Source organism: Diaphorobacter sp. HDW4B, from assembly GCF_011305535.1.
Taxonomy (GTDB): Bacteria; Pseudomonadota; Gammaproteobacteria; order Burkholderiales; family Burkholderiaceae_C; genus Diaphorobacter_A.
In genome coordinates, this window is the sequence record NZ_CP049905.1 from 2,104,756 (window position 1) to 2,122,674 (window position 17,919).

Annotated in this window: 16 protein-coding genes; 12 read left to right on the forward strand and 4 right to left on the reverse strand. The window is 62.0% G+C overall.

What is annotated here, in order from left to right; all coding sequences use genetic code 11:
• Positions 1–136: 136 nt before the first annotated feature.
• Positions 137–3,205 (reverse strand): FAD-binding and (Fe-S)-binding domain-containing protein, encoded by a 3,069-nt coding sequence (locus G7048_RS09820; RefSeq protein WP_166067954.1) that lies wholly within the window; start codon positions 3,203–3,205, stop codon positions 137–139.
• Positions 3,206–3,453: 248 nt separating this feature from the next.
• On the opposite strand from G7048_RS09820, the gene G7048_RS09825 reads away from it, so the two are divergent.
• From G7048_RS09825 to G7048_RS09835, 3 genes are all read left to right on the forward strand, one after another.
• Positions 3,454–4,464 carry a tripartite tricarboxylate transporter substrate binding protein gene (locus tag G7048_RS09825; RefSeq protein WP_166067955.1) on the forward strand — a complete coding sequence of 337 codons (1,011 nt, stop codon included), beginning with the start codon at positions 3,454–3,456 and terminating at the stop codon, positions 4,462–4,464.
• 23 nt (positions 4,465–4,487) lie between these two features.
• Positions 4,488–5,018 (forward strand): tripartite tricarboxylate transporter TctB family protein, encoded by a 531-nt coding sequence (locus G7048_RS09830; protein WP_166067956.1) that lies wholly within the window; start codon positions 4,488–4,490, stop codon positions 5,016–5,018.
• 237 nt (positions 5,019–5,255) lie between these two features.
• Positions 5,256–6,782 carry a tripartite tricarboxylate transporter permease gene (locus tag G7048_RS09835; RefSeq protein ID WP_166067957.1) on the forward strand — a complete coding sequence of 509 codons (1,527 nt, stop codon included), beginning with the start codon at positions 5,256–5,258 and terminating at the stop codon, positions 6,780–6,782.
• A 9-nt stretch (positions 6,783–6,791) separates the two neighbouring features.
• On the opposite strand, the gene G7048_RS09840 is transcribed toward G7048_RS09835, so the two are convergent.
• The 3 genes from G7048_RS09840 to G7048_RS09850 form a co-directional block, all read right to left on the reverse strand.
• A complete protein-coding gene (locus G7048_RS09840) occupies positions 6,792–7,139 on the reverse strand; it encodes a helix-turn-helix transcriptional regulator (RefSeq protein WP_166067958.1) in 348 nt (115 codons plus the stop codon).
• Positions 7,136–7,558 (reverse strand): type II toxin-antitoxin system RelE/ParE family toxin, encoded by a 423-nt coding sequence (locus tag G7048_RS09845; protein WP_166067959.1) that lies wholly within the window; start codon positions 7,556–7,558, stop codon positions 7,136–7,138. Before G7048_RS09845 ends, G7048_RS09840 begins: the two co-directional genes overlap by 4 nt.
• A gap of 189 nt (positions 7,559–7,747) precedes the next feature.
• Positions 7,748–8,482, reverse strand: a complete 735-nt coding sequence (locus G7048_RS09850; RefSeq protein ID WP_166067960.1) for a GntR family transcriptional regulator — start codon at positions 8,480–8,482, stop codon at positions 7,748–7,750.
• Positions 8,483–8,653: 171 nt separating this feature from the next.
• On the opposite strand from G7048_RS09850, the gene G7048_RS09855 reads away from it, so the two are divergent.
• From G7048_RS09855 to G7048_RS09895, 9 genes are all read left to right on the forward strand, one after another.
• Positions 8,654–9,913 (forward strand): alanine--glyoxylate aminotransferase family protein, encoded by a 1,260-nt coding sequence (locus G7048_RS09855; protein WP_166067961.1) that lies wholly within the window; start codon positions 8,654–8,656, stop codon positions 9,911–9,913.
• Between the two features lie 236 nt (positions 9,914–10,149).
• The gene (locus G7048_RS09860) at positions 10,150–11,271 is read left to right on the forward strand and encodes an ABC transporter permease (RefSeq protein WP_166067962.1); all 1,122 of its coding nucleotides are present in this window, start codon (positions 10,150–10,152) and stop codon (positions 11,269–11,271) included.
• Positions 11,272–11,298: 27 nt separating this feature from the next.
• Positions 11,299–12,159, forward strand: a complete 861-nt coding sequence (locus tag G7048_RS09865; RefSeq protein WP_166067963.1) for an ABC transporter ATP-binding protein — start codon at positions 11,299–11,301, stop codon at positions 12,157–12,159.
• Positions 12,159–13,148 carry an MlaD family protein gene (locus G7048_RS09870; protein ID WP_166067964.1) on the forward strand — a complete coding sequence of 330 codons (990 nt, stop codon included), beginning with the start codon at positions 12,159–12,161 and terminating at the stop codon, positions 13,146–13,148. The genes G7048_RS09865 and G7048_RS09870 overlap by 1 nt, the downstream gene beginning before the upstream one ends.
• Positions 13,149–13,174: 26 nt before the next feature.
• A complete protein-coding gene (locus tag G7048_RS09875) occupies positions 13,175–13,837 on the forward strand; it encodes an ABC-type transport auxiliary lipoprotein family protein (RefSeq protein ID WP_166067965.1) in 663 nt (220 codons plus the stop codon).
• A gap of 46 nt (positions 13,838–13,883) precedes the next feature.
• Entirely contained in the window at positions 13,884–14,522 is a 639-nt protein-coding gene (locus G7048_RS09880; RefSeq protein ID WP_166067966.1) for a phosphoadenosine phosphosulfate reductase family protein, read from the forward strand.
• 589 nt (positions 14,523–15,111) lie between these two features.
• Complete coding sequence (locus G7048_RS09885; RefSeq protein WP_166067967.1) at positions 15,112–15,870, forward strand: TSUP family transporter; 759 nt, start codon at positions 15,112–15,114, stop codon at positions 15,868–15,870.
• Between the two features lie 124 nt (positions 15,871–15,994).
• The gene (rocF, locus tag G7048_RS09890) at positions 15,995–16,912 is read left to right on the forward strand and encodes an arginase (protein WP_166067968.1); all 918 of its coding nucleotides are present in this window, start codon (positions 15,995–15,997) and stop codon (positions 16,910–16,912) included.
• 187 nt (positions 16,913–17,099) lie between these two features.
• Positions 17,100–17,864, forward strand: coding sequence for an ABC transporter substrate-binding protein (locus G7048_RS09895; protein WP_166067969.1), 765 nt, complete (start codon positions 17,100–17,102; stop codon positions 17,862–17,864).
• Positions 17,865–17,919: the final 55 nt, after the last annotated feature.

Genomic DNA, 17,919 nt, shown 5'->3' on the forward strand with positions numbered 1-17,919 from the left:
TGATTGGCTTGATGTCTCGTGCAGTCATTGTGCGCAACGGCATCCGGGTGTCGAGAGGGGAAGCGCTGAATCGCTATGAAATTTGTGGCGTAAGGTCCGCGCAATTCAAGGCTGTTAGAAGTTTTTTGATCTTTCTTCACACCATCAGCGACTCCAGCAGCCGCGCCACATGCACGGCCTCGCGCTGTGCGCCGTCGGCGATCTGGTGGCGGCAGCTCGTGCCGTCGGCCACGATGATGGCATCGGGCTGTTTGCGGATTGCGGGCAGCAGCGCGGCTTCGGCCATCTGCATGGAAACTTCGTGGTGCTTGGCCTCGTAGCCAAAGCTGCCCGCCATGCCGCAGCAACTGGTCTCGATCAGTTCGGCCTTGGTTTCCGGGATCAGCTTGAGCACGTCCATGATCGGCGTGACCGCGCCAAATGCTTTCTGGTGGCAGTGGCCATGCAGCAGGATCTGCTTGCCCGCAGGCCGCAGCTTGAGCGCAAAGCGACCGGCCTTGATTTCCTTGGCGATGAACTCCTCGAACAGCAAGGCCTGTTTGGACACGGTGACGGCCTTGTCGCCCAAGCCCAGAACCAGCGCCTCGTCGCGCAGCGTGAGCAGGCATGAGGGCTCCAGACCGACGACCGCGACACCCGCTTCGGCCAGCGGCAGCAGCGCGTCGATGAGTGCACCGGCGCGCACGCGTGCCTCATCGACCATGCCGCTTGCCAGATACGTGCGACCGCAGCAGTGGTGACTGCCGTTGCCTTTTTCGACGGTGTGGATCACGTAGCCAGCAGCCTTGAGCACGCGCGCTGCGGCGAGCGCGTTTTCGGTTTCGAAGGTGCCGTTGAAGGTATCGACGAACAGCACGGCGGCCTTCTGTCCGCTGCGCGCAGCGGTGAGCGTGGCGGCCTGATCGGAGAACAACGCGCGGTCGTCCTCCTGCATGTTCCAGAAGGTGTCGCTGCGCCATGCGGGAAGGCTGCGTTTGGCGGAAAGGCCGAGGAATTTTTCACCCAACCACGCGGCACCGGGAACGGTGTTGCGCAGGTTCATGAGCCACGAAAACTGGCTGGCCGATGCCGCGTAATCCGGCAGCTTGGCGATGAGCTTGTCCTTGAGCGTGTGGCCGTGTTTTTCCTTGTAGTGCGAGAGAAATTCGATCTTCATCTTCGCCATGTCCACGCCCGTGGGGCAGTCGCGCTTGCAGCCCTTGCAGCCCACGCACAGGTCCATGGTGTCGTGCATTTCCTCGCTGGTGAAGGCGTCGGGCCCAAGCTGCCCCGAGAGCGCGAGCCGCAGCGTGTTGGCGCGCCCGCGTGTGAGGTGCTGCTCGTCGCGCGTCACGCGGTAGCTCGGGCACATGGTGCCTGCATCGAACTTGCGGCAGGTGCCGTTGTTGTTGCACATCTCCACTGCCTTGGCGAAGCCGCCGGTCACATCGCCGCCCGTGCCTGCAGCGCTGATTTCTTCGGTGACCGGATCGGCATTCACGTTCCATGCCGACCAGTCGAGCGCGGTCTGGATGGGAATGCGCTTGTAGGGCTTGCCGCTGCTTTGCGGCGCGAAGCGGAACAGCGTGCCGTCGTCCATGCGCGGCGTGTCGATGATCTTGCCGGGGTTGAGCAGATTGATCGGGTCCATCTGCTGCTTGATGGCACGGAACGCCTCGTTGATCGCGGGGCCGAACTGCCACTCGATCCACTCGCCACGGCACAGGCCGTCGCCGTGCTCGCCGCTGAAAGCGCCCTTGTATTTGCGCACCAGTTCCGCCGCTTCTTCGCCGATCGCGCGCATCTTGGCCGCGCCGCCTTGTGCGCCATCGACACGCATGTCCAGAATCGGCCGCACATGCAGCGTGCCCACCGACGCGTGCGCGTACCAGGTGCCGCGCGTGCCGTGCCTGGCGAAGACTTCGGTCAATCCGTCGGTGTATTCGGCCAGATGTTCGAGCGGCACGGCGCAGTCTTCGATGAAGCTCACCGGCTTGCCGTCGCCCTTCAGGCTCATCATGATGTTGAGACCCGCCTTGCGCACTTCCCACAGATTTTTCTGCGGCGCATCGTCGGCCATTTCGACGACGGTTCCGGGCAGGCCCAGATCGCCCATCAGCTCGACCAGTTGCTTGAGTTTCGGCAGCAGTTCCGCCTTGCTCGCACCCGCAAATTCGACCAGCAAAATTGCTGCGGGCGTGCCGTTGATGAGCGCGGTTTCCATGGTCGGGCGAAACGCCGGATTGCTCAGCGCCAGGTCGATCATCGTGCGATCGACCAGCTCCACCGCGCACGGCCCGAGCTTGACGATGTGCTGCGCCGAATCCATCGCGCGATGGAAGGACTCGAAATTGATCACGCCCAGCACCTTGGATTTGGGCAGCTCCGACAGCTTCAGCGTGAGGCTTTTCGTGTACGCCAGCGTGCCTTCCGAGCCGATCAGCAGATGCGCCAGATTCACCGAGCCATCGCTGGTGTAGGGCCGCTCGCTTTGGTTGTGAAAGATGTCGAGGTTGTAGCCCGCCACGCGGCGCATCACCTTGGGCCAGCGTTCCTCGATCTCGCCTTGGTGCTTGCTTGCGAGCGAGCGTACGAAGTCCGCCAGCATGGTCTCGCGCGCGCCGAGCTGCGCCACCGGGCCGAAGTTCAGCAGATCGCCGTTGGACAACCACGCGCTTGCGCCCAGCACGTTGTGCACCATGTTGCCGTAGTGGATCGAGCGCGAACCGCAGGAGTTGTTGCCCGCCATGCCACCCAGCGTGGCCTGCGCGCTGGTGGACACATCGACCGGATACCAGAGCCCGTGGGCCTTGAGCTGCGCGTTCAGATGATCGAGCACGATGCCGGGCTCGACCGTGGCCGTGCCGTTCTGCACATCCACATCGAGCACCTTGCGGAAGTATTTGGTGTTGTCCATCACCAGCGCCGCGCCCGTGGTCTGGCCGCACTGGCTGGTGCCGCCGCCGCGTGGCAACACGGGCACCTTGAGGTCGCGCGCGATGGCGAGCGCGGTGGTGATGTCGCGTTCCGACTTCGGCACCATCACCCCCACCGGCATGATCTGGTAGATCGACGCATCCGTCGCGTAGCGCCCGCGCGATGCGGCGTCGAACATCACCTCGGCCTCGGTCTCGGCGCGCAGGCGCTGCTCCAGTTGATGGCACACCTCGTTGGGTGGAAGAACGGTTCCGGCGGGGGCCAGGCGGTGCTGTGGATCGATCTGCATGGGTGCTTTCTGTGGGGGCCTCGACGCGTGAACTGGGCAAACCAGACGTTCGAGGCTTTGTCTCTTCGTGCTGAAATCAGCGACGTTTTCAATTTTGCATTCATTATTTGCCATGGAAATTCCCTGTGTTTCAGGGAAATCCATGATTCGTGTTTGTCTTTTGAATGCAAAACTGCATCACCTTCGAGAAATAGATCAATGGCCCGACAGAGCTACCCCACTCAACAGAGATGAAGGAGACACTCCCCATGCACGCAGCAATCAAGAGCAGCAAGTCCGTCCGCGCGGTGGCCGCCGCAGCGATTTCCCTTCTGGCCCTGAGCGGCGCGGCGCAGGCCGACTGGGCACCCACCAAGGCGATCGAATTCGTCGTGCCGTTTTCGCCGGGCGGCGCGTCCGACCAGATGGCGCGCGTGATCCAGGCCGCCATCACCAAGCACGAACTGGTGAAGGTGCCCATCGTCATCCAGAACAAAGCAGGCGCATCGGGCGCAGAAGGCTTGCTAGACGTGAAGGGCGCAGCCAAGGATCCGCACAAGGTGCTGGTCGGCTCGACCGGCATCTTCACCGTGCCGATGGCCACCGGCCTGCCCTTCAACTGGAAGGACCTCACGCCCGTCGGGATGGTGGCGCAGGATGAATTCGTGCTGTGGGTGAATTCCGCCACGCCCTACAAAACCTCGAACGACTACATCGCCGATGTGAAGAAGAACCCCGGCAAGTTCAAGATGGGCGGCACCAGCTCCAAGCGCGAGGATCAGGTGATCACCGCCGAGGTCGAACACAAGACCGGCGCGAAGTTCACCTACATCCCCTACAAGGGCGGCGGCGAGGCCAGCACCCAACTCGTGGGCAAGCACATCGATTCCAACCCCAACAACCCCAGCGAATCCATCGCGCAATGGCGCGCGGGCCAAGTGCGCGCGCTCTGCCTGTTCTCCGACAAGCGCAGCAGCTACAGCAACAAGGTCACCGACTCGCAAAGCTGGGCCGACATCCCCACCTGCAAGGAGCAGGGTCTCGATGTCGCGTACAACATGCTGCGCGGCTTCTTCCTGCCTGGTGGCGTGAGTGCCGACCAGTCCAAGTTCTATCAGGACCTGCTCACCAAAGTGGTCGAGACGCCCGAGTTCAAGGAGTACCTCGAAAAGAACGCGCTGCGCCCTGATTTCATGGTCGGACAGAAGTTTGTCGACTTCCTTAAGCAGGATGAAGCACGACATGCCGAAATCATGAAAACCGCTGGTTTCATGAAATGAGTGACGATAAGGGTTGACGCACCATGTCCAACACCAGCGACCACACCGCTGAAATCCAGGATGGCGCAGACGGGGAGCGCGGCATCAGCCGCCGCTCCATGGAATGGGCCGTCGCGCTCATCCTGTTCGCACTCGCCGCACTCGTCATCTGGGACAACCAGCGCATAGGCGCAGGCTGGGACGCATCCACCGGCCCGCAAGCCGGCTACTTCCCCCTGCGCATAGGCGTTGCAGTCGCCATCGCCGCACTCTGCGCCGCATGGCAGGCAGCCCGCCACAAAGGCGACGAACTCTTCGCCACCTGGTCACAGCTCAAAGGCGTGGCGCAGGTGCTGATTCCGCTCACCATCTACATCGGCTTGATCGGCGTGCTCGGCATCTACGTAGCCTCCGCGCTTTTCATCGCCGCCTTCATGAAATTCGCAGGCGGATATGCATGGTGGAAGTCGATTGCACTGGGGGTGCTTACCAACGTCGTGATGTTTGTGGTGTTTGAAATCCAGTTCAAGGTGCCGCTGCCAAAGGGACCACTGGAAGCATGGTTGGGTTACTGAACAACACATCCAAAGCAAAGAAGTAGCGCAGCAGCCCACGAAGAGCATGCAGCGACTCGATCAACCACCACAACGGCAAGATCGCCCTTGAGACGCGGCGTCGCAGCCGCAGCCGCAGCCGCAGCCGCAGACAGTAGTTCAACTACGGCAAGGCTGCGCAACAAAGTATCAAGGGCGATATTGCCGCCTCAAAACGAATAACCAATCGAAGCCGCAAGGCTTCGCAAAGGCAAAGAGATGGAAGACTTTGGCGCTCTCATGCACGGCTTCAGCGTCGTGCTTTCGTGGAACAACATGGGGCTGATGCTCGTTGGCATTTTGCTCGGCATCGTCGTCGGCGTCCTCCCCGGCCTCGGCGGCCCCAACGGCGTAGCCATCCTCCTGCCGCTCACCTTCGGCATGAGCCCCACCTCCGCCATCATCCTGCTGAGCTGCATCTACTGGGGTGCCTTGTTCGGCGGTGCCATCACCTCGGTGCTGTTCAACATTCCCGGCGAGGCATGGTCCGTTGCCACCACCTTCGACGGCTACCCCATGGCCCAGCAAGGCAAGGCGGGCGAGGCGCTCACGCTGGCCTTCACTGGCTCCTTCATCGGCGCGATTTCGGGTGTGCTGCTGATCACCTTTCTTGCGCCACTGGTCGCATCGTTCGCACTCGAATTCGGCCCGCCAGAATTCTTCGCCGTGTTCTTCCTCACCTTCTGCAGCTTCATCGGCATGGGCAAGGAATCCAAAGCCAAGATCGTCGCTGCCATGGGTGTGGGCTTGCTGCTTGCAGCCGTCGGCATGGACACGATTTCCGGTGAATTGCGCATGACGTTCGGCTCCAATGAACTGCTGCGCGGCTTTGATTTTCTCGTCGTCGTGATCGGTCTTTTCGGCATCAGCGAAATCCTTATCACCATTGAAGAAGGCTTGGCCTTCAAAGGCAAGAAAGCGCAGATCGATCTGAAAGTAGTGCTCAAGACCTGGGCCAGCCTGCCGCGCTACTGGATGACCATGCTGCGTTCGTCCGCAGTCGGTTGCTGGATGGGCGTGACCCCCGGCGGTGCGGTGGCCGCGAGCTTCATGGGTTATGGCCTCGCCAAGAAGTTCTCGCGCAAGGGCGACAACTTCGGCAAGGGCGAGCCGGAAGGCGTGCTCGCACCCGAGACCGCAGCGCACGCGGCTGGCACATCTGCACTGCTGCCCATGCTGGCGCTCGGCATTCCGGGCTCGGCCACGGCTGCGGTGCTGCTGGGCGGTTTGATGATCTGGGGCCTGCAACCCGGACCGCTACTGTTCACCGAGCAAAAGGATTTCGTCTGGGGCCTGATCGCCAGCATGTACATGGGCAACCTCGCAGGGCTGATCATCGTGCTCTCCACCGTGCCGCTGTTCGCCGCGATTTTGCGCATCCCGTTCTCCATCGTCGCACCGATGATTCTGATGGTCTGCGCGATTGGCGCGTTCACCGTGAACGGCTCGGCGTCCGACATCTGGATGATGCTGCTGTTTGGCGTGGTGGGCTATGTGTTCAAGAAGCTCGACTACCCACTCGCCCCGATGGTGCTCGCCATCGTGCTCGGCGACCGCATGGAAGACGCCTTCCGCCAGAGCATGCTGGGCAGCAACGGCAACATTGGCGTGTTCTGGCACAACGGCCTGTCGGGCACGATCATCACGCTGGCCTTGATTCTGCTGTTCTGGCCGGTGATCTGTGCTGTGATTGCGAAGCTGAAGGGGCAGAAGAAAAAATCAGCGCCTGCCGTCGATATGGCTTGATTCAAGGGCTTAGGCAACCGAAGCGCGCGCTGTTCTGGCAGGGCGCGCTTTTGTTTTGGCGGCGTGTTTGACGGCCTTCTTTTGCTCGCCCGTATCGAGATGCAGGCTGACGCTGCAATCCAGCGCCAAGGCCAACTTGGACATGGTCTCCAGCGACAGATTGCTGGAGCCGTTGAACAGTTTGGTGATGTAGGCGGGCGAGACCTCGGCGCGTCTTGCCAACTCGGCCTTGGTGATGCTCTGGGCTGTCATGCGCAGATGGACTTCGGACAGAAAACCCACGGACAGCTTTTCCGCTTGGTACTTCGGGTCCGCATTCATCTTGCGATACAGCGCTGCAAATCCGGTTGTGCTCATAGTTCCTCCGTCCATTGAATGGCGTTGTTTGCAGTGTCGGACGCGAATTGCCGCTTGATCCTCACTGCCTCCTCCACTTCGGCCTTGGGTGTCTTCTGGCTCTTCTTCACAAAGAGGTGCGAGCAGATGACCAACCTGCCCGGCGATCCGTAGAAGAACAGCAACCTCAGCCGTCCTGCGATCAACTCGTAGATCTTGTTGGGTCCATTCACCAAATGCAGTTGATCCGAAGACAAGCTCACGGGGCCCAGCATCGCGAGAGTTTCCATGTAGACCATCATGCGACGACCGGACGCATCGAAATTCGCGTCCAGACTTCCCAGTTGCTCCAGCAACCGACATTCCAGAGCACCGCCACGGCGTTCATGGATGGCTGCACCCACCTCGTACAGATCTTTTTGAATCCTGAGAATTTTCAAGATATTAACTCAAAGGTTAATTTTCGGAACAAGGCAGGCGATGGAATTTTTCAATGAAAAGTGAGAGAAGCAAGCTGCGCATCGACCGCCTCGGCGAGTCGTCAGCTTGTGTGATGCGGGCAAGGTATGCCACTGCGTCGCGCAAGTGCGTGGCGAACAAACGGAAAGAGTGAGCGTGGTTTTGCACGCTTAATCAGCAGTCAGTTCGTCCGATGCGACTTTGGCGGACTTTGTCTTGCCAGCGGATGTAGTCTTTTTCGCGTTCGAGACAGTCTGCTCCCTCAACTGCGACAACACCGCATCCCGCTTGTTCTCCAAATGCCCCACCAGAATCCGCTTGAGCTTCGCACCATCGCGCGCGGCCAAAGCATCGAGCATCTCGGAATGTTCCGCCGCAGCCAGCTTCCACTTGTTCTCATCGTGATTGGTATGAAACCGCACGGGATGGGCGCGCGTGTTCACGCTGCGGTAGATCTGCGAGAGCACGGGGTTTTTGGCAGCGGCGTTGATGGCGGCGTGGATGCGGGCGTTCAGGTCGTAGTAGCCGGCGAGGTTCTTGCGCGCGAAACAGGCCATCATTTCGTAGTGCATGGCCTGGATTTCGGAGAGTTCGTCTTCGGTGATGCGTTCTGCGGCGAGTTCGCCCGACATGCCTTCCAATGTGGCAAGCACTTCGAAGGTGCTGATGATGTCGCTTTCATCGAGCCGCGCGGCGACCGCACCGCGGTTGGGCAGCAGTTCCACCAGGCCTTCGGCGGCGAGCAGCTTGATGGCTTCGCGCAGCGGCGTGCGCGAGACGTTGAGCACCTCGCAGATCTCGCGTTCGTTGAGCTTGGCGCCGGGCTCGATCACGCCTTCGACCAGCATGTGGCGCAGGCGGTCGGCCACCTGTTCGTGCAGCGCCATGCGGGGAATGTTTTCCATCGTCTTGCTGTTGCCTGCGGTTGTGGTGCTGGAGGTTGCTGTTTTCGTCGTCGATTTTGCGTTGATCATAGAAATGAATTCAATTTTGACGCTTTGTTGGCTAATGACTAGGGTTAACGATCATCAGTTTTTGTATTTTGCATTCAAAATGTAGCCTGAAAGGAAGACGACATGCTGCAACTCGATTTTCACCCTACTGGCCGCCATTTTCTGCAAATTCCGGGACCAAGTCCCGTGCCTGATCGCATTCTGAGGGCGATGAGCCTGCCGACGATCGATCATCGTGGTCCGGAGTTCGGAGCGCTCGGCAAGAAGGTGTTGGGCGACATCGGCAAGATCTTCAAGACCAAGCAACCTGTGGTGATCTATCCGGCCTCGGGCACAGGCGCGTGGGAGGCGGCTCTGGCCAACGTGATGAGCCCCGGCGACGAGGTGCTGATGTATGAGACGGGGCATTTCGCTTCGCTGTGGATCAAGATGGCGACGCGTCTGGGTCTGAAGCCCGAGGTGCTGGCCTATGACGGTGCGGACAAGCACTTGCCGAATGCGCCGAGCTGGCGTCGCGGGGTGCAGGCGGACATGATCGAGGCACGTCTGCGCAAGGACACGGAGCGCAAGATCAAGGCGGTGTGCGTGGTGCACAACGAAACGTCGACGGGCGTGACTTCGGACATTCTCGCGGTGCGCAAGGCCATCGATGCGGCGGGCCATCCGGCGCTGCTGATGGTGGATTCGATCTCGGGCCTGGCCTGCGCGGATCTGGAGCATGACGCCTGGGGCATCGACGTGACGGTGTCGGGCTCGCAGAAGGGTCTGATGCTGCCGCCGGGCATCAGCTTCAACGCGGTGTCGCAGAAGGCGATCGAGGTGTCGAAGTCGGCCCAACTGCCCAAGGCGTTCTGGGCTTGGGACGAGATCATCGAGGTGAACAAGGGCGGCTACTGGCCCTACACGCCGAACACGAATCTGCTGTATGGCCTGTCGGAGGCGCTGGAGATGATCCTCGGTCAGGGCATGGACGTGGTGTTTGCGCGCCACCAGCGCTGGGCGGCGGGTGTGCGTGCGGCGGTGAATGCCTGGGGTCTGCCAATCCAGTGCGCCGACGCGGCCGTGTATTCGCCTGTGCTGACCGGTGTGATCATGCCCGAGGGCGTGGATGCGGACGCGGTACGCAAGCTGATCTATGACCGCTTCGATCTGTCGCTGGGTCAGGGACTTGGCAAGCTGCGCGGGCGCATGTTCCGTCTGGGGCATCTGGGTGACAGCAACGACCTGACGCTGGTTGCCATGGTGGCCGGTGTGGAAATGGGCCTGAAGCTCGCGGGTGTGAAGCTGGCGGGCAGCGGCGTGGACGCGATCATGGGTCACTTCTCGGTGGATGCCACGCAATCGCTGGGGGCAGAGAACGCGGCCAAGCTGCGTGTGGCATAGGTTCGGGGCGCTCATGTAAGCACTTGTCCGACAGCATTCAGGAGCAAAGGCGCGCAAGCGCCTTTTCTTTTTGTGGAATGATGGGCGCTTGATTGGCGCGGGCTGGGCCTGCGCTCCAACTGGTTTTTGCTGCGCTTGCACCCGAATGGTCGCCAAGCGTGCAAAATCAGCCTCTTCATTCGTGCAGAGGTTCCCTTGAGCCATGGTCCGTCGGATCTGGCCGCCAACACATTGCCATGCAGATAACCAACCCGCCGTCGATTCAGGCCGATTCAGGCAAGCACTCCAGCGTGAAGGCGCAAGGAGAGTGGGTGTCTGCGGCGTTTGCCGACCGGCATGTGTGGAAGCGCCTGGACGCGGAACTGGAACGCGCAGGCGTGGACGCGCAATGGGACCTGCAGGGCGTCGAGCGTCTCGATCATGTGGGTGCGCAGATTCTGTGGAACCACTGGGGCAAGCAGGCACCTGCAAAGTGCTTGCTCACACCCGCGCAACGCGAAGTGTTCGAGCAACTGGAGCGATTCAGCAAGGTCGAGCCGCCGCCCAAGCCCACGCCGTGGCTGTACGCACAGGCCGACAACCTGGGCGCGATGCTGTTCGGCGCGTTCGATCATTTCAAGCATCTGATTTCGCTGATCGGGCAACTGGTGTTCGATATCGGACGCCTGATCGCCCATCCGCGCAAGGGGCCGTGGCGCGATATTTCCGCGCATCTGTACCGCATGGGTGCGACGGCGTTGCCGATCACCGCGCTCGTGGGGTTTCTGATCGGCGTGGTGCTGGCGTATCTGATGTCGCTGCAGTTGCGGCAGTTCGGCGCGGAAACCTTCATCGTCAACATTCTGGGCATCTCGCTGATCCGCGAACTTGGTCCGATGCTGGGCGCGATTCTGGTGGCGGGCCGTTCGGGCTCTGCCATCACCGCGCAGATCGGCGTGATGCGCGTGACCGAGGAGCTGGACGCACTGCGCGTGATGGGCATTCCGCATGGCTTCCGGCTGGTGATGCCGCGTGCGCTGGCGCTCGGCATCGCGATGCCGCTGATCGCGCTGTGGACGACGCTGGCGGCGCTGGCGGGCGGCATGCTCGCGGCCGATCTGGCGATGAACATTTCGCCCGCGTATTTCGTGCAGGCGCTGCCTGCGGCGGTCAACGTGTCCAACCTGTGGCTGGCGATGGCCAAGTCGGTGGTGTTCGGCGTGTTCATCGCGCTGATCGGTTGCCACTGGGGCCTGTCGGTGGAGCCGAACACGCAAAGCCTCGGCGAAGGCACGACCGCTTCGGTGGTGAGCGCGATCACCATGGTCATCATCGTGGACGCGCTGTTCGCCATCGCGTTCAAGAATCTGGGGTTCTGAACGATGAATGCATCGCCACAACAATACATGGATGCAAGCGCCTCGACCGGTGCCCTGTCCAAGGCTCCCGCGCCACCGCCTCTGGATGCGCCGGTGGTCGTGGAGATCAAGAATCTCTCGACGGTTTTCGGCACGGGCGCGGATGCGTTCACCGTGCACAAGGATCTGAACCTCACGGTTCGCAAGGGCGAGATCGTCTCGCTCGTGGGCGGCTCGGGCACGGGCAAGACGGTGCTGCTGCGCCATATCCTCGGGCTCACGCAGCCGACGACGGGCACGGTCACCGTGCTCGGCCATCCGGCGCGTGATCTCACGACCGAAGGCGCGACCAGCCGCGTCGGCATGCTGTTCCAGCACGGCGCGCTGTTCTCGGCGTTCAATGTGCTCGACAACATCGGCTTTGCGCTGCAGGAGCAAGGCACGCTGCCCCAGGACGTGATCCACGACGCTGCGCTAGTCAAGCTGCAGATGGCGGGCCTCAAGCCCGAGGTGGCCACGCGCATGCCGGCCGATCTGTCGGGTGGCATGATCAAGCGCGTGGCTCTGGCGCGCGCGCTCATCATGGACCCGCCGCTGCTGCTGCTCGACGAGCCGACGGCGGGGCTCGACCCCAACGGTTCGGATGAATTCTGCGAGCTGCTCAAGGAGCTGCACGCGACGCTGGGCCTCACCGTGATCATGGTCACGCACGATCTGGATTCGCTGTTCGCGCTGTCGACCACTGTGGCCGTGCTGGCCGAAAAACGCGTGATCGTGACCGGCACGCCGGATCAGGTCGTGCATTTCGATCATCCCTTCATTCACCACTTTTTTCTCGGAGATCGCGGCCGCAGGGCGATGGCGGCGTTGCCCCCTGAATCCGCCGGAACTCCGGTCAAGGAAAGCTGATGGAAAACAAGTCTCACGCACTCGCTGCGGGCATCTTCGTGATCTTGGTGGCGGCGCTGCTCGCCGGTCTCGGTCTCTGGCTCACGCGCGACAAAACGGATTACCGCTACTTCGAGCTGTCGAGCAAGGAAAGCGTCACTGGCCTGCAGCCGCAAGCCGCCGTGCGCTACAAGGGCGTGTCGGTGGGCAAGGTCACGTCGATCGGCTTCGACCCCGAAACCTCGGGCAATGTGCGCATCCGCATCGCCGTGAACGAGAACGCACCGATCAGCAACACCACCTTCGCCACGCTGGGTTATCAGGGCGTGACGGGTCTGGCGCATGTGCAGCTCGACGATGCGGATTCGCCCATCGAGCCGATTCCGCCCGGAGAAGACGGCATTCCGCGCCTGCCGCTGCAGTCCTCGCAGTTCAGCCAGATCGCCGAGCAGATTCCCAACATCATGGTGCAGGTCAACGAGGCCACACGCAAGCTCAACACCTTGCTGGGCGACGAGAACCAGAAGAACTTCAGCACCGCGATTGCGCAACTCGGCGAGGCGGCGGGCAATGTGAATGTGCTGGTCAAGCGCCTGGACAACACGGTCGCCACCAAGCTCGACCCGGCACTCGCCACCATGCCCGGTCTGGCCAAGGATGCGCAGCAGACGCTGGCTTCGCTGCGCACCGCCGGCAACAGCGCGGCCAGCGCCGCCAACGACATCGGCAAGACCGTGCAGGGCCTGACGCAGGACGGTGGCCCGGTCAAGGAAATCGCCACCAGCGCACAGTCGCTGGCCGCCGCAGCCGACCGCTTTGGCCGCGTGACCTTGCCGCGTCTGAACCGCGCAGCCGAAGAAACCGGTCGCGCCGCTTATCGCCTGGGCCGCACGGCAGACAGCATCAGCGACAACCCGCAATCGCTCATCTACGGCAACGGCACGGGCTCCGCAGGTCCGGGCGAGCCGGGCTTCGTCGCACCGGCTGCCGCTGCGGCGACTGCCAAGTAAGTGATCAAGAAAGAGGCACTCCACTCATGAAAACCGCCATCTTTTCCACACGTGCCAAGGGCTTGGCCGCAGCGCTTGTGATGCTGGGCGTGCTGACCGGTTGCGGCTCCATCTTGCCCACGCCGCCGCAGCGCGCCGATGTGTTCGACTTCGGCCCCGGCGCGCAGCAGGTCGATGTCGCGCAAAAGCAGACGCTGCCGCCGATTGCACTCAGCGATTTCACCTCCACCGGCCTGCCCGATGGACGCACGGCGGTGTTCTATCGCCTCGCCTACGCCAACGCGCAGCAACTGCATCCCTACACGCTCGCGCGCTGGAGCCAGACGCCTGCCACGCTGATGCAGCAGGCCGTGCGCGACCGCCTGAGCCCGCAGCGCGCGGTGATCTACGGCGATGCCAACATCGACCAGCAGATCAAGGGCGGCAAGTCGCCCACGGTGCTGCGTGCCGAGGTCGAAGAGTTCAGCCAGGTCTTCAGCTCCGAGCGCGACAGCGTGGGCTTGGTGCGCGTGCGCGCATCGCTGGTGGATTCGCTGAAAGCGGGCGACGAGCTGATCGCACAGCGCGTGTTCGTCGTGCAGCGCCCGGCCGTCTCGCCCAATGCCGCAGGCGGCGCAAAAGCACTGGCCGATGCCGCCGCGCAAGTGGCCGAAGACATCGCCAAATGGGTCGCGCAGAGCGGCCAATGATGAAGACCGCTTTTGATTTGATTTGAACCGAAGCAGAGTTGAGCAAATGAGCCAATCGCAACAATCCAACATCGACCTTGCCCACATCAACGCCACCCTCGGCCGCGATGCACAGGGCCTGGTCAACTGGGCCGTGGGTCTGGGCAAGACCAACATCGTCACCACCAACTTCCGCCCGTTCGAGGCCGTGATCCTGCACATGTGCGCCAAGGCCCAGCCCGACATGCGCGTGATCTGGATGGACAACGGCTACAACACCGAGGCGACCTACCAGTTCGCGGACGAAGTGACCAAGCAGCTGGGCCTGAACCTGTCGATCTATCTCCCCCTCCGCTCTCGCGCACATCGCGAGGCCGTGGATGGGGCCGTGCCGGCGCTGGACGATCCGCGCCATGAAGCGTTCACTGCCGAAGTGAAGCTCGAACCCTTTGCGCGCGCGCTGCGGGAGACTGCGCCACAGGTCTGGTTCACTGCTTTGCGTGCTACGGACACGGCTGTGCGCGCGGCGATGGAGCCTGTGAGCATCAATCCTGATGGGCTCATCAAGGTGGCTCCTTTGCTGCATTGGTCGTCCAAGCAGTTGTACGAGTATCTGGTTGAGCATGGGTTGCCCAACAACTTTGATTACGTGGACCCGACCAAGGGGGAAGACAACCGGGAATGTGGGTTGCATCTTTCGCATTGATTTTTTGATTTGGTTGTCTTGGCTGAGGGCGGAGGCCGGGTCTCGCCCCGGCGGGCGAGTAACTTTTTGCTTGCGCGCGAAAAGTCACCAAAAGCGCGCTTTTGAATACCCACGATAGAACTCACTGCGCGCCGAAGGCGCTCCGTTCGGGCAACTGTCGTGAGTCAGACCAAAAGCTGGGAGGGCGCTGCTGCATTCTGCGATGCAGCAGCGGAAGCGCAAGTCTTGCGACGGAATGATCTTGGTTTTTGCGCGAGTCGAGTCGAATCAAATCTTTCATCGAATTCGTCACGGTGCTTATGCCCCGGCATCTCGCGCAGTCGCGAGATGCAGCACGAGCAACGCGAAGTGCCGTGACACACCTCTTATGAAACCTCTGACTCGCGGCGGTTGCCCGAACGGAGAGCCCTCCGGGGCTCGCAGTGAGTTCTGCCGCGTGACCCCGCATTCCAAGCGATTTTTGGTGACTTTTTGGCGCAAGCAAAAAGTTACTCGCCCGCCGGGGCGAACACCCGGCACCCGCCCTCAGCCAAGAGCACCAAGACCAACACCAACAACAAGCCCACAGCCAGTGAGACAATCCCCCCCCATGGAATGGATCATCATCTCGGTCGCCTCGGTACTGGCGGGCTTTGTGGACGCCATCGTCGGCGGCGGCGGACTGATTCTCGTCCCCGCGCTGTTCGCGACCTTCCCCTCTGCTCCTCCTGCCACCCTGCTCGGCACCAACAAGAGCGGCTCCGTCTGGGGCACAGCCATCGCCACCTGGCAGTACAGCCGCAAGGTGCAGATCCGCTGGCGGGCGATGTTGCCTGCAGCGGTGGCGGCGGTGATCGGCTCGTTTCTCGGGGCCTGGGCGGTCACGCTGATTTCGGGTGATTTTCTGCGCAAGCTGCTGCCGTTCGTGCTGATCGGTCTGTTGCTGTACACGTTGGCGAAAAAAGATCTGGGGCGGCACCACACGCCGCTCTACGATGGCAACCGCGAGGTGGTGATCGCCTGTGCGATCGGGCTGACCATCGGTGCCTACGACGGCTTCTTCGGGCCGGGCACGGGCAGCTTTTTCATCTTCATGTTCGTGCGGCTGCTGGGCTACGACTTTCTGAACGCGTCGGCGTCGGCCAAGCTGATGAATCTGGCCAGCAATTCCTCGGCGCTGGTGTTGTTTGCGATGAAAGGCCACATCTGGTGGCATTACGCGCTGATGCTGGCGGTCTGCAATGTGATCGGCAGCGTGGCGGGCACGCATCTGGCGCTCAAGCATGGGGCGGGGTTTGTGCGCGGGATCTTCATTCTGGTGGTCTCCGCGCTGATTCTGAAGACTGGCTACGACGCTTTCCTTCGCTGATCGATTCGATGAATATTGCTGACGTGCAAACCTCGCGCGCTTGGCTTACATTCGGCTCGCTGCGGACCGCGCAGCATTCGATGACGACACAACAAGCCATTCATGACATGAAGGAAGCCAGCGCATGCGAGGCATCACTTTGATTGGTGCGCCCACCGACGTGGGCGCCAGCGTTCTGGGCGCGAGCATGGGGCCGGAGGCTCTGCGGATTGCGGGCATCACGCAGGCCCTGCGGTCGCGCGACCTGAAGGTCATGGACTTCGGCAATCTGGTCGGGCCGGGCAATCCTCAGGCGCCGGCGCAGGATGGGTTTCGGCATCTGAGCGAGGTCGTCGCCTGGAACAAGACGCTCTACGCCGCCACGCTGGACACGCTCACCGCCGGGCGTCTGCCGCTGATGATGGGCGGCGACCATTGCCTGGCCATTGGCTCGATCAGCGCCGTCGCCCAGCATTGCCGCTCGCGCGGGCAGCGGCTCAAGGTGCTGTGGTTCGACGCCCATGCCGACTCCAACACGCCCGAGACCAGCCCCAGCGGCAACCTGCACGGCATGCCGGTGGCCTGCTTGCTGGGCCACGGGCCGTATGCACTCACGCATCTGGGCGACGCCTGCCCCGCCATTCGGGCGCAGGACCTCACGCTGATCGGCATCCGCAGCGTGGACGCGAGCGAAAAGCACTTCGTCAATGAGCAGCACATCGACGTTTTCGACATGCGCACCATCGACGAGATGGGCATGCGCGCGGTGATGCAGTCGGCGCTCGCGGATGTGGACGAAAACACGCATCTGCATGTGAGCTTCGACATGGATTTTCTCGATCCGGGCGTCGCGCCCGGCGTGGGCACGCCGGTTCGCGGCGGGCCGACCTACCGCGAAACCCAGCTTTGCATGGAAATGCTGGCCGACTGTGGCGCGCTTGCGTCGGTCGATCTGGTGGAGCTGAACCCGGCGCTCGATGTCCGCAACCAGACGGCGGAACTGGCCGTGGAGCTGCTGGAAAGCCTGTTCGGCAAGTCAACGTTGATGCGTGAGAGACGTTGAATGGGTAGTCGTGATGCGTCTTCGGGTTAATCCCCGCACATAACGATCAACACGGACCCCTCGTTTTTTTATAATGTGGCTGCTTTATGACACCGCCCCATTACGAGAGGGGGGTTGACTGGTTCCGGCTTGTGATCAGCAATGCCGGATTTTTTGTACCTGATCCGATCCCGCAGGAACACTACACATGAAGAAGATTTTTGCATCCGTCGCCACCGCCGTGGCTCTGTGCGCCGCTGTTTCCGTGCAAGCACGCCCACTCGACGCCATCCAGAAGGCCGGCAGCATCACGATGGGCTCGGAAGGCCAATACGCGCCGTTCAACTTCTTCAAGGGCAAGCAGCTCACGGGCTACGAAATCGACGTGGCCGAAGCCGTGGCCAAGAAGATGAACCTCAAGTACGAGTGGAAGACCGTGGGTTTCGACGCGCTGCTGACCGGCCTGGCCCAGGACCGCTGGGATCTGGTGATCGCCTCGCACGGCATCACCGAAGAGCGCGCCAAGGCCGTGACCTTCACGCTGCCCCACTACTGCTCGGGCGGCATCATCGTGTCGCTGAACCCTGCGATCAAGTCCGCCGCCGATCTGGCTGGCAAGGTGGTGGCCGTGCAGACCGGCACCAGCTACCTTGAACACGTCAAGAAGGTTCCCGGCGTGAAGGAAGTGAAGAACTTCCCGACCGACGAAGCCGCTCGCAGCGCGCTGGCTTCCAAGCGCGTGGACGCCTGGGTGACCGACCGTTTCGTCGCCAAGGAAATGCTGGCCAAGGCCCCCAAGGCGGGCTTCAAGACCGGCGACATGCTGTTCATCGAGCAGATCGCCGCGGCCGTCTCCAAGGGCAACACGCCTCTGGCCGACGCCTACAACACCGCACTGAAGGCGTTGATCGCCGACGGCACGATCGGCAAGATCTCGCAGAAGTATTTCCAGGAAGACGTGACCTGCAAGTAAGCAGTCACACACTATCGATCCACTACTGACGCCGGGCCCCGTGGCCCGGCGATGC

What these genes read in the sequence shown, in the direction of transcription:
- G7048_RS09820 (WP_166067954.1), bottom strand. Translation starts at nt 3,205, where the DNA reads ATGCAGATCGATCCACAGCACCGCCTGGCCCCCGCCGGAACCGTTCTT.
- G7048_RS09825 (WP_166067955.1), top strand. Translation starts at nt 3,454, where the DNA reads ATGCACGCAGCAATCAAGAGCAGCAAGTCCGTCCGCGCGGTGGCCGCC.
- G7048_RS09830 (WP_166067956.1), top strand. Translation starts at nt 4,488, where the DNA reads ATGTCCAACACCAGCGACCACACCGCTGAAATCCAGGATGGCGCAGAC.
- G7048_RS09835 (WP_166067957.1), top strand. Translation starts at nt 5,256, where the DNA reads ATGGAAGACTTTGGCGCTCTCATGCACGGCTTCAGCGTCGTGCTTTCG.
- G7048_RS09840 (WP_166067958.1), bottom strand. Translation starts at nt 7,139, where the DNA reads ATGAGCACAACCGGATTTGCAGCGCTGTATCGCAAGATGAATGCGGAC.
- G7048_RS09850 (WP_166067960.1), bottom strand. Translation starts at nt 8,482, where the DNA reads ATGGAAAACATTCCCCGCATGGCGCTGCACGAACAGGTGGCCGACCGC.
- G7048_RS09855 (WP_166067961.1), top strand. Translation starts at nt 8,654, where the DNA reads ATGCTGCAACTCGATTTTCACCCTACTGGCCGCCATTTTCTGCAAATT.
- G7048_RS09860 (WP_166067962.1), top strand. Translation starts at nt 10,150, where the DNA reads ATGCAGATAACCAACCCGCCGTCGATTCAGGCCGATTCAGGCAAGCAC.
- G7048_RS09865 (WP_166067963.1), top strand. Translation starts at nt 11,299, where the DNA reads ATGGATGCAAGCGCCTCGACCGGTGCCCTGTCCAAGGCTCCCGCGCCA.
- G7048_RS09870 (WP_166067964.1), top strand. Translation starts at nt 12,159, where the DNA reads ATGGAAAACAAGTCTCACGCACTCGCTGCGGGCATCTTCGTGATCTTG.
- G7048_RS09875 (WP_166067965.1), top strand. Translation starts at nt 13,175, where the DNA reads ATGAAAACCGCCATCTTTTCCACACGTGCCAAGGGCTTGGCCGCAGCG.
- G7048_RS09880 (WP_166067966.1), top strand. Translation starts at nt 13,884, where the DNA reads ATGAGCCAATCGCAACAATCCAACATCGACCTTGCCCACATCAACGCC.
- G7048_RS09885 (WP_166067967.1), top strand. Translation starts at nt 15,112, where the DNA reads ATGGAATGGATCATCATCTCGGTCGCCTCGGTACTGGCGGGCTTTGTG.
- rocF (WP_166067968.1), top strand. Translation starts at nt 15,995, where the DNA reads ATGCGAGGCATCACTTTGATTGGTGCGCCCACCGACGTGGGCGCCAGC.
- G7048_RS09895 (WP_166067969.1), top strand. Translation starts at nt 17,100, where the DNA reads ATGAAGAAGATTTTTGCATCCGTCGCCACCGCCGTGGCTCTGTGCGCC.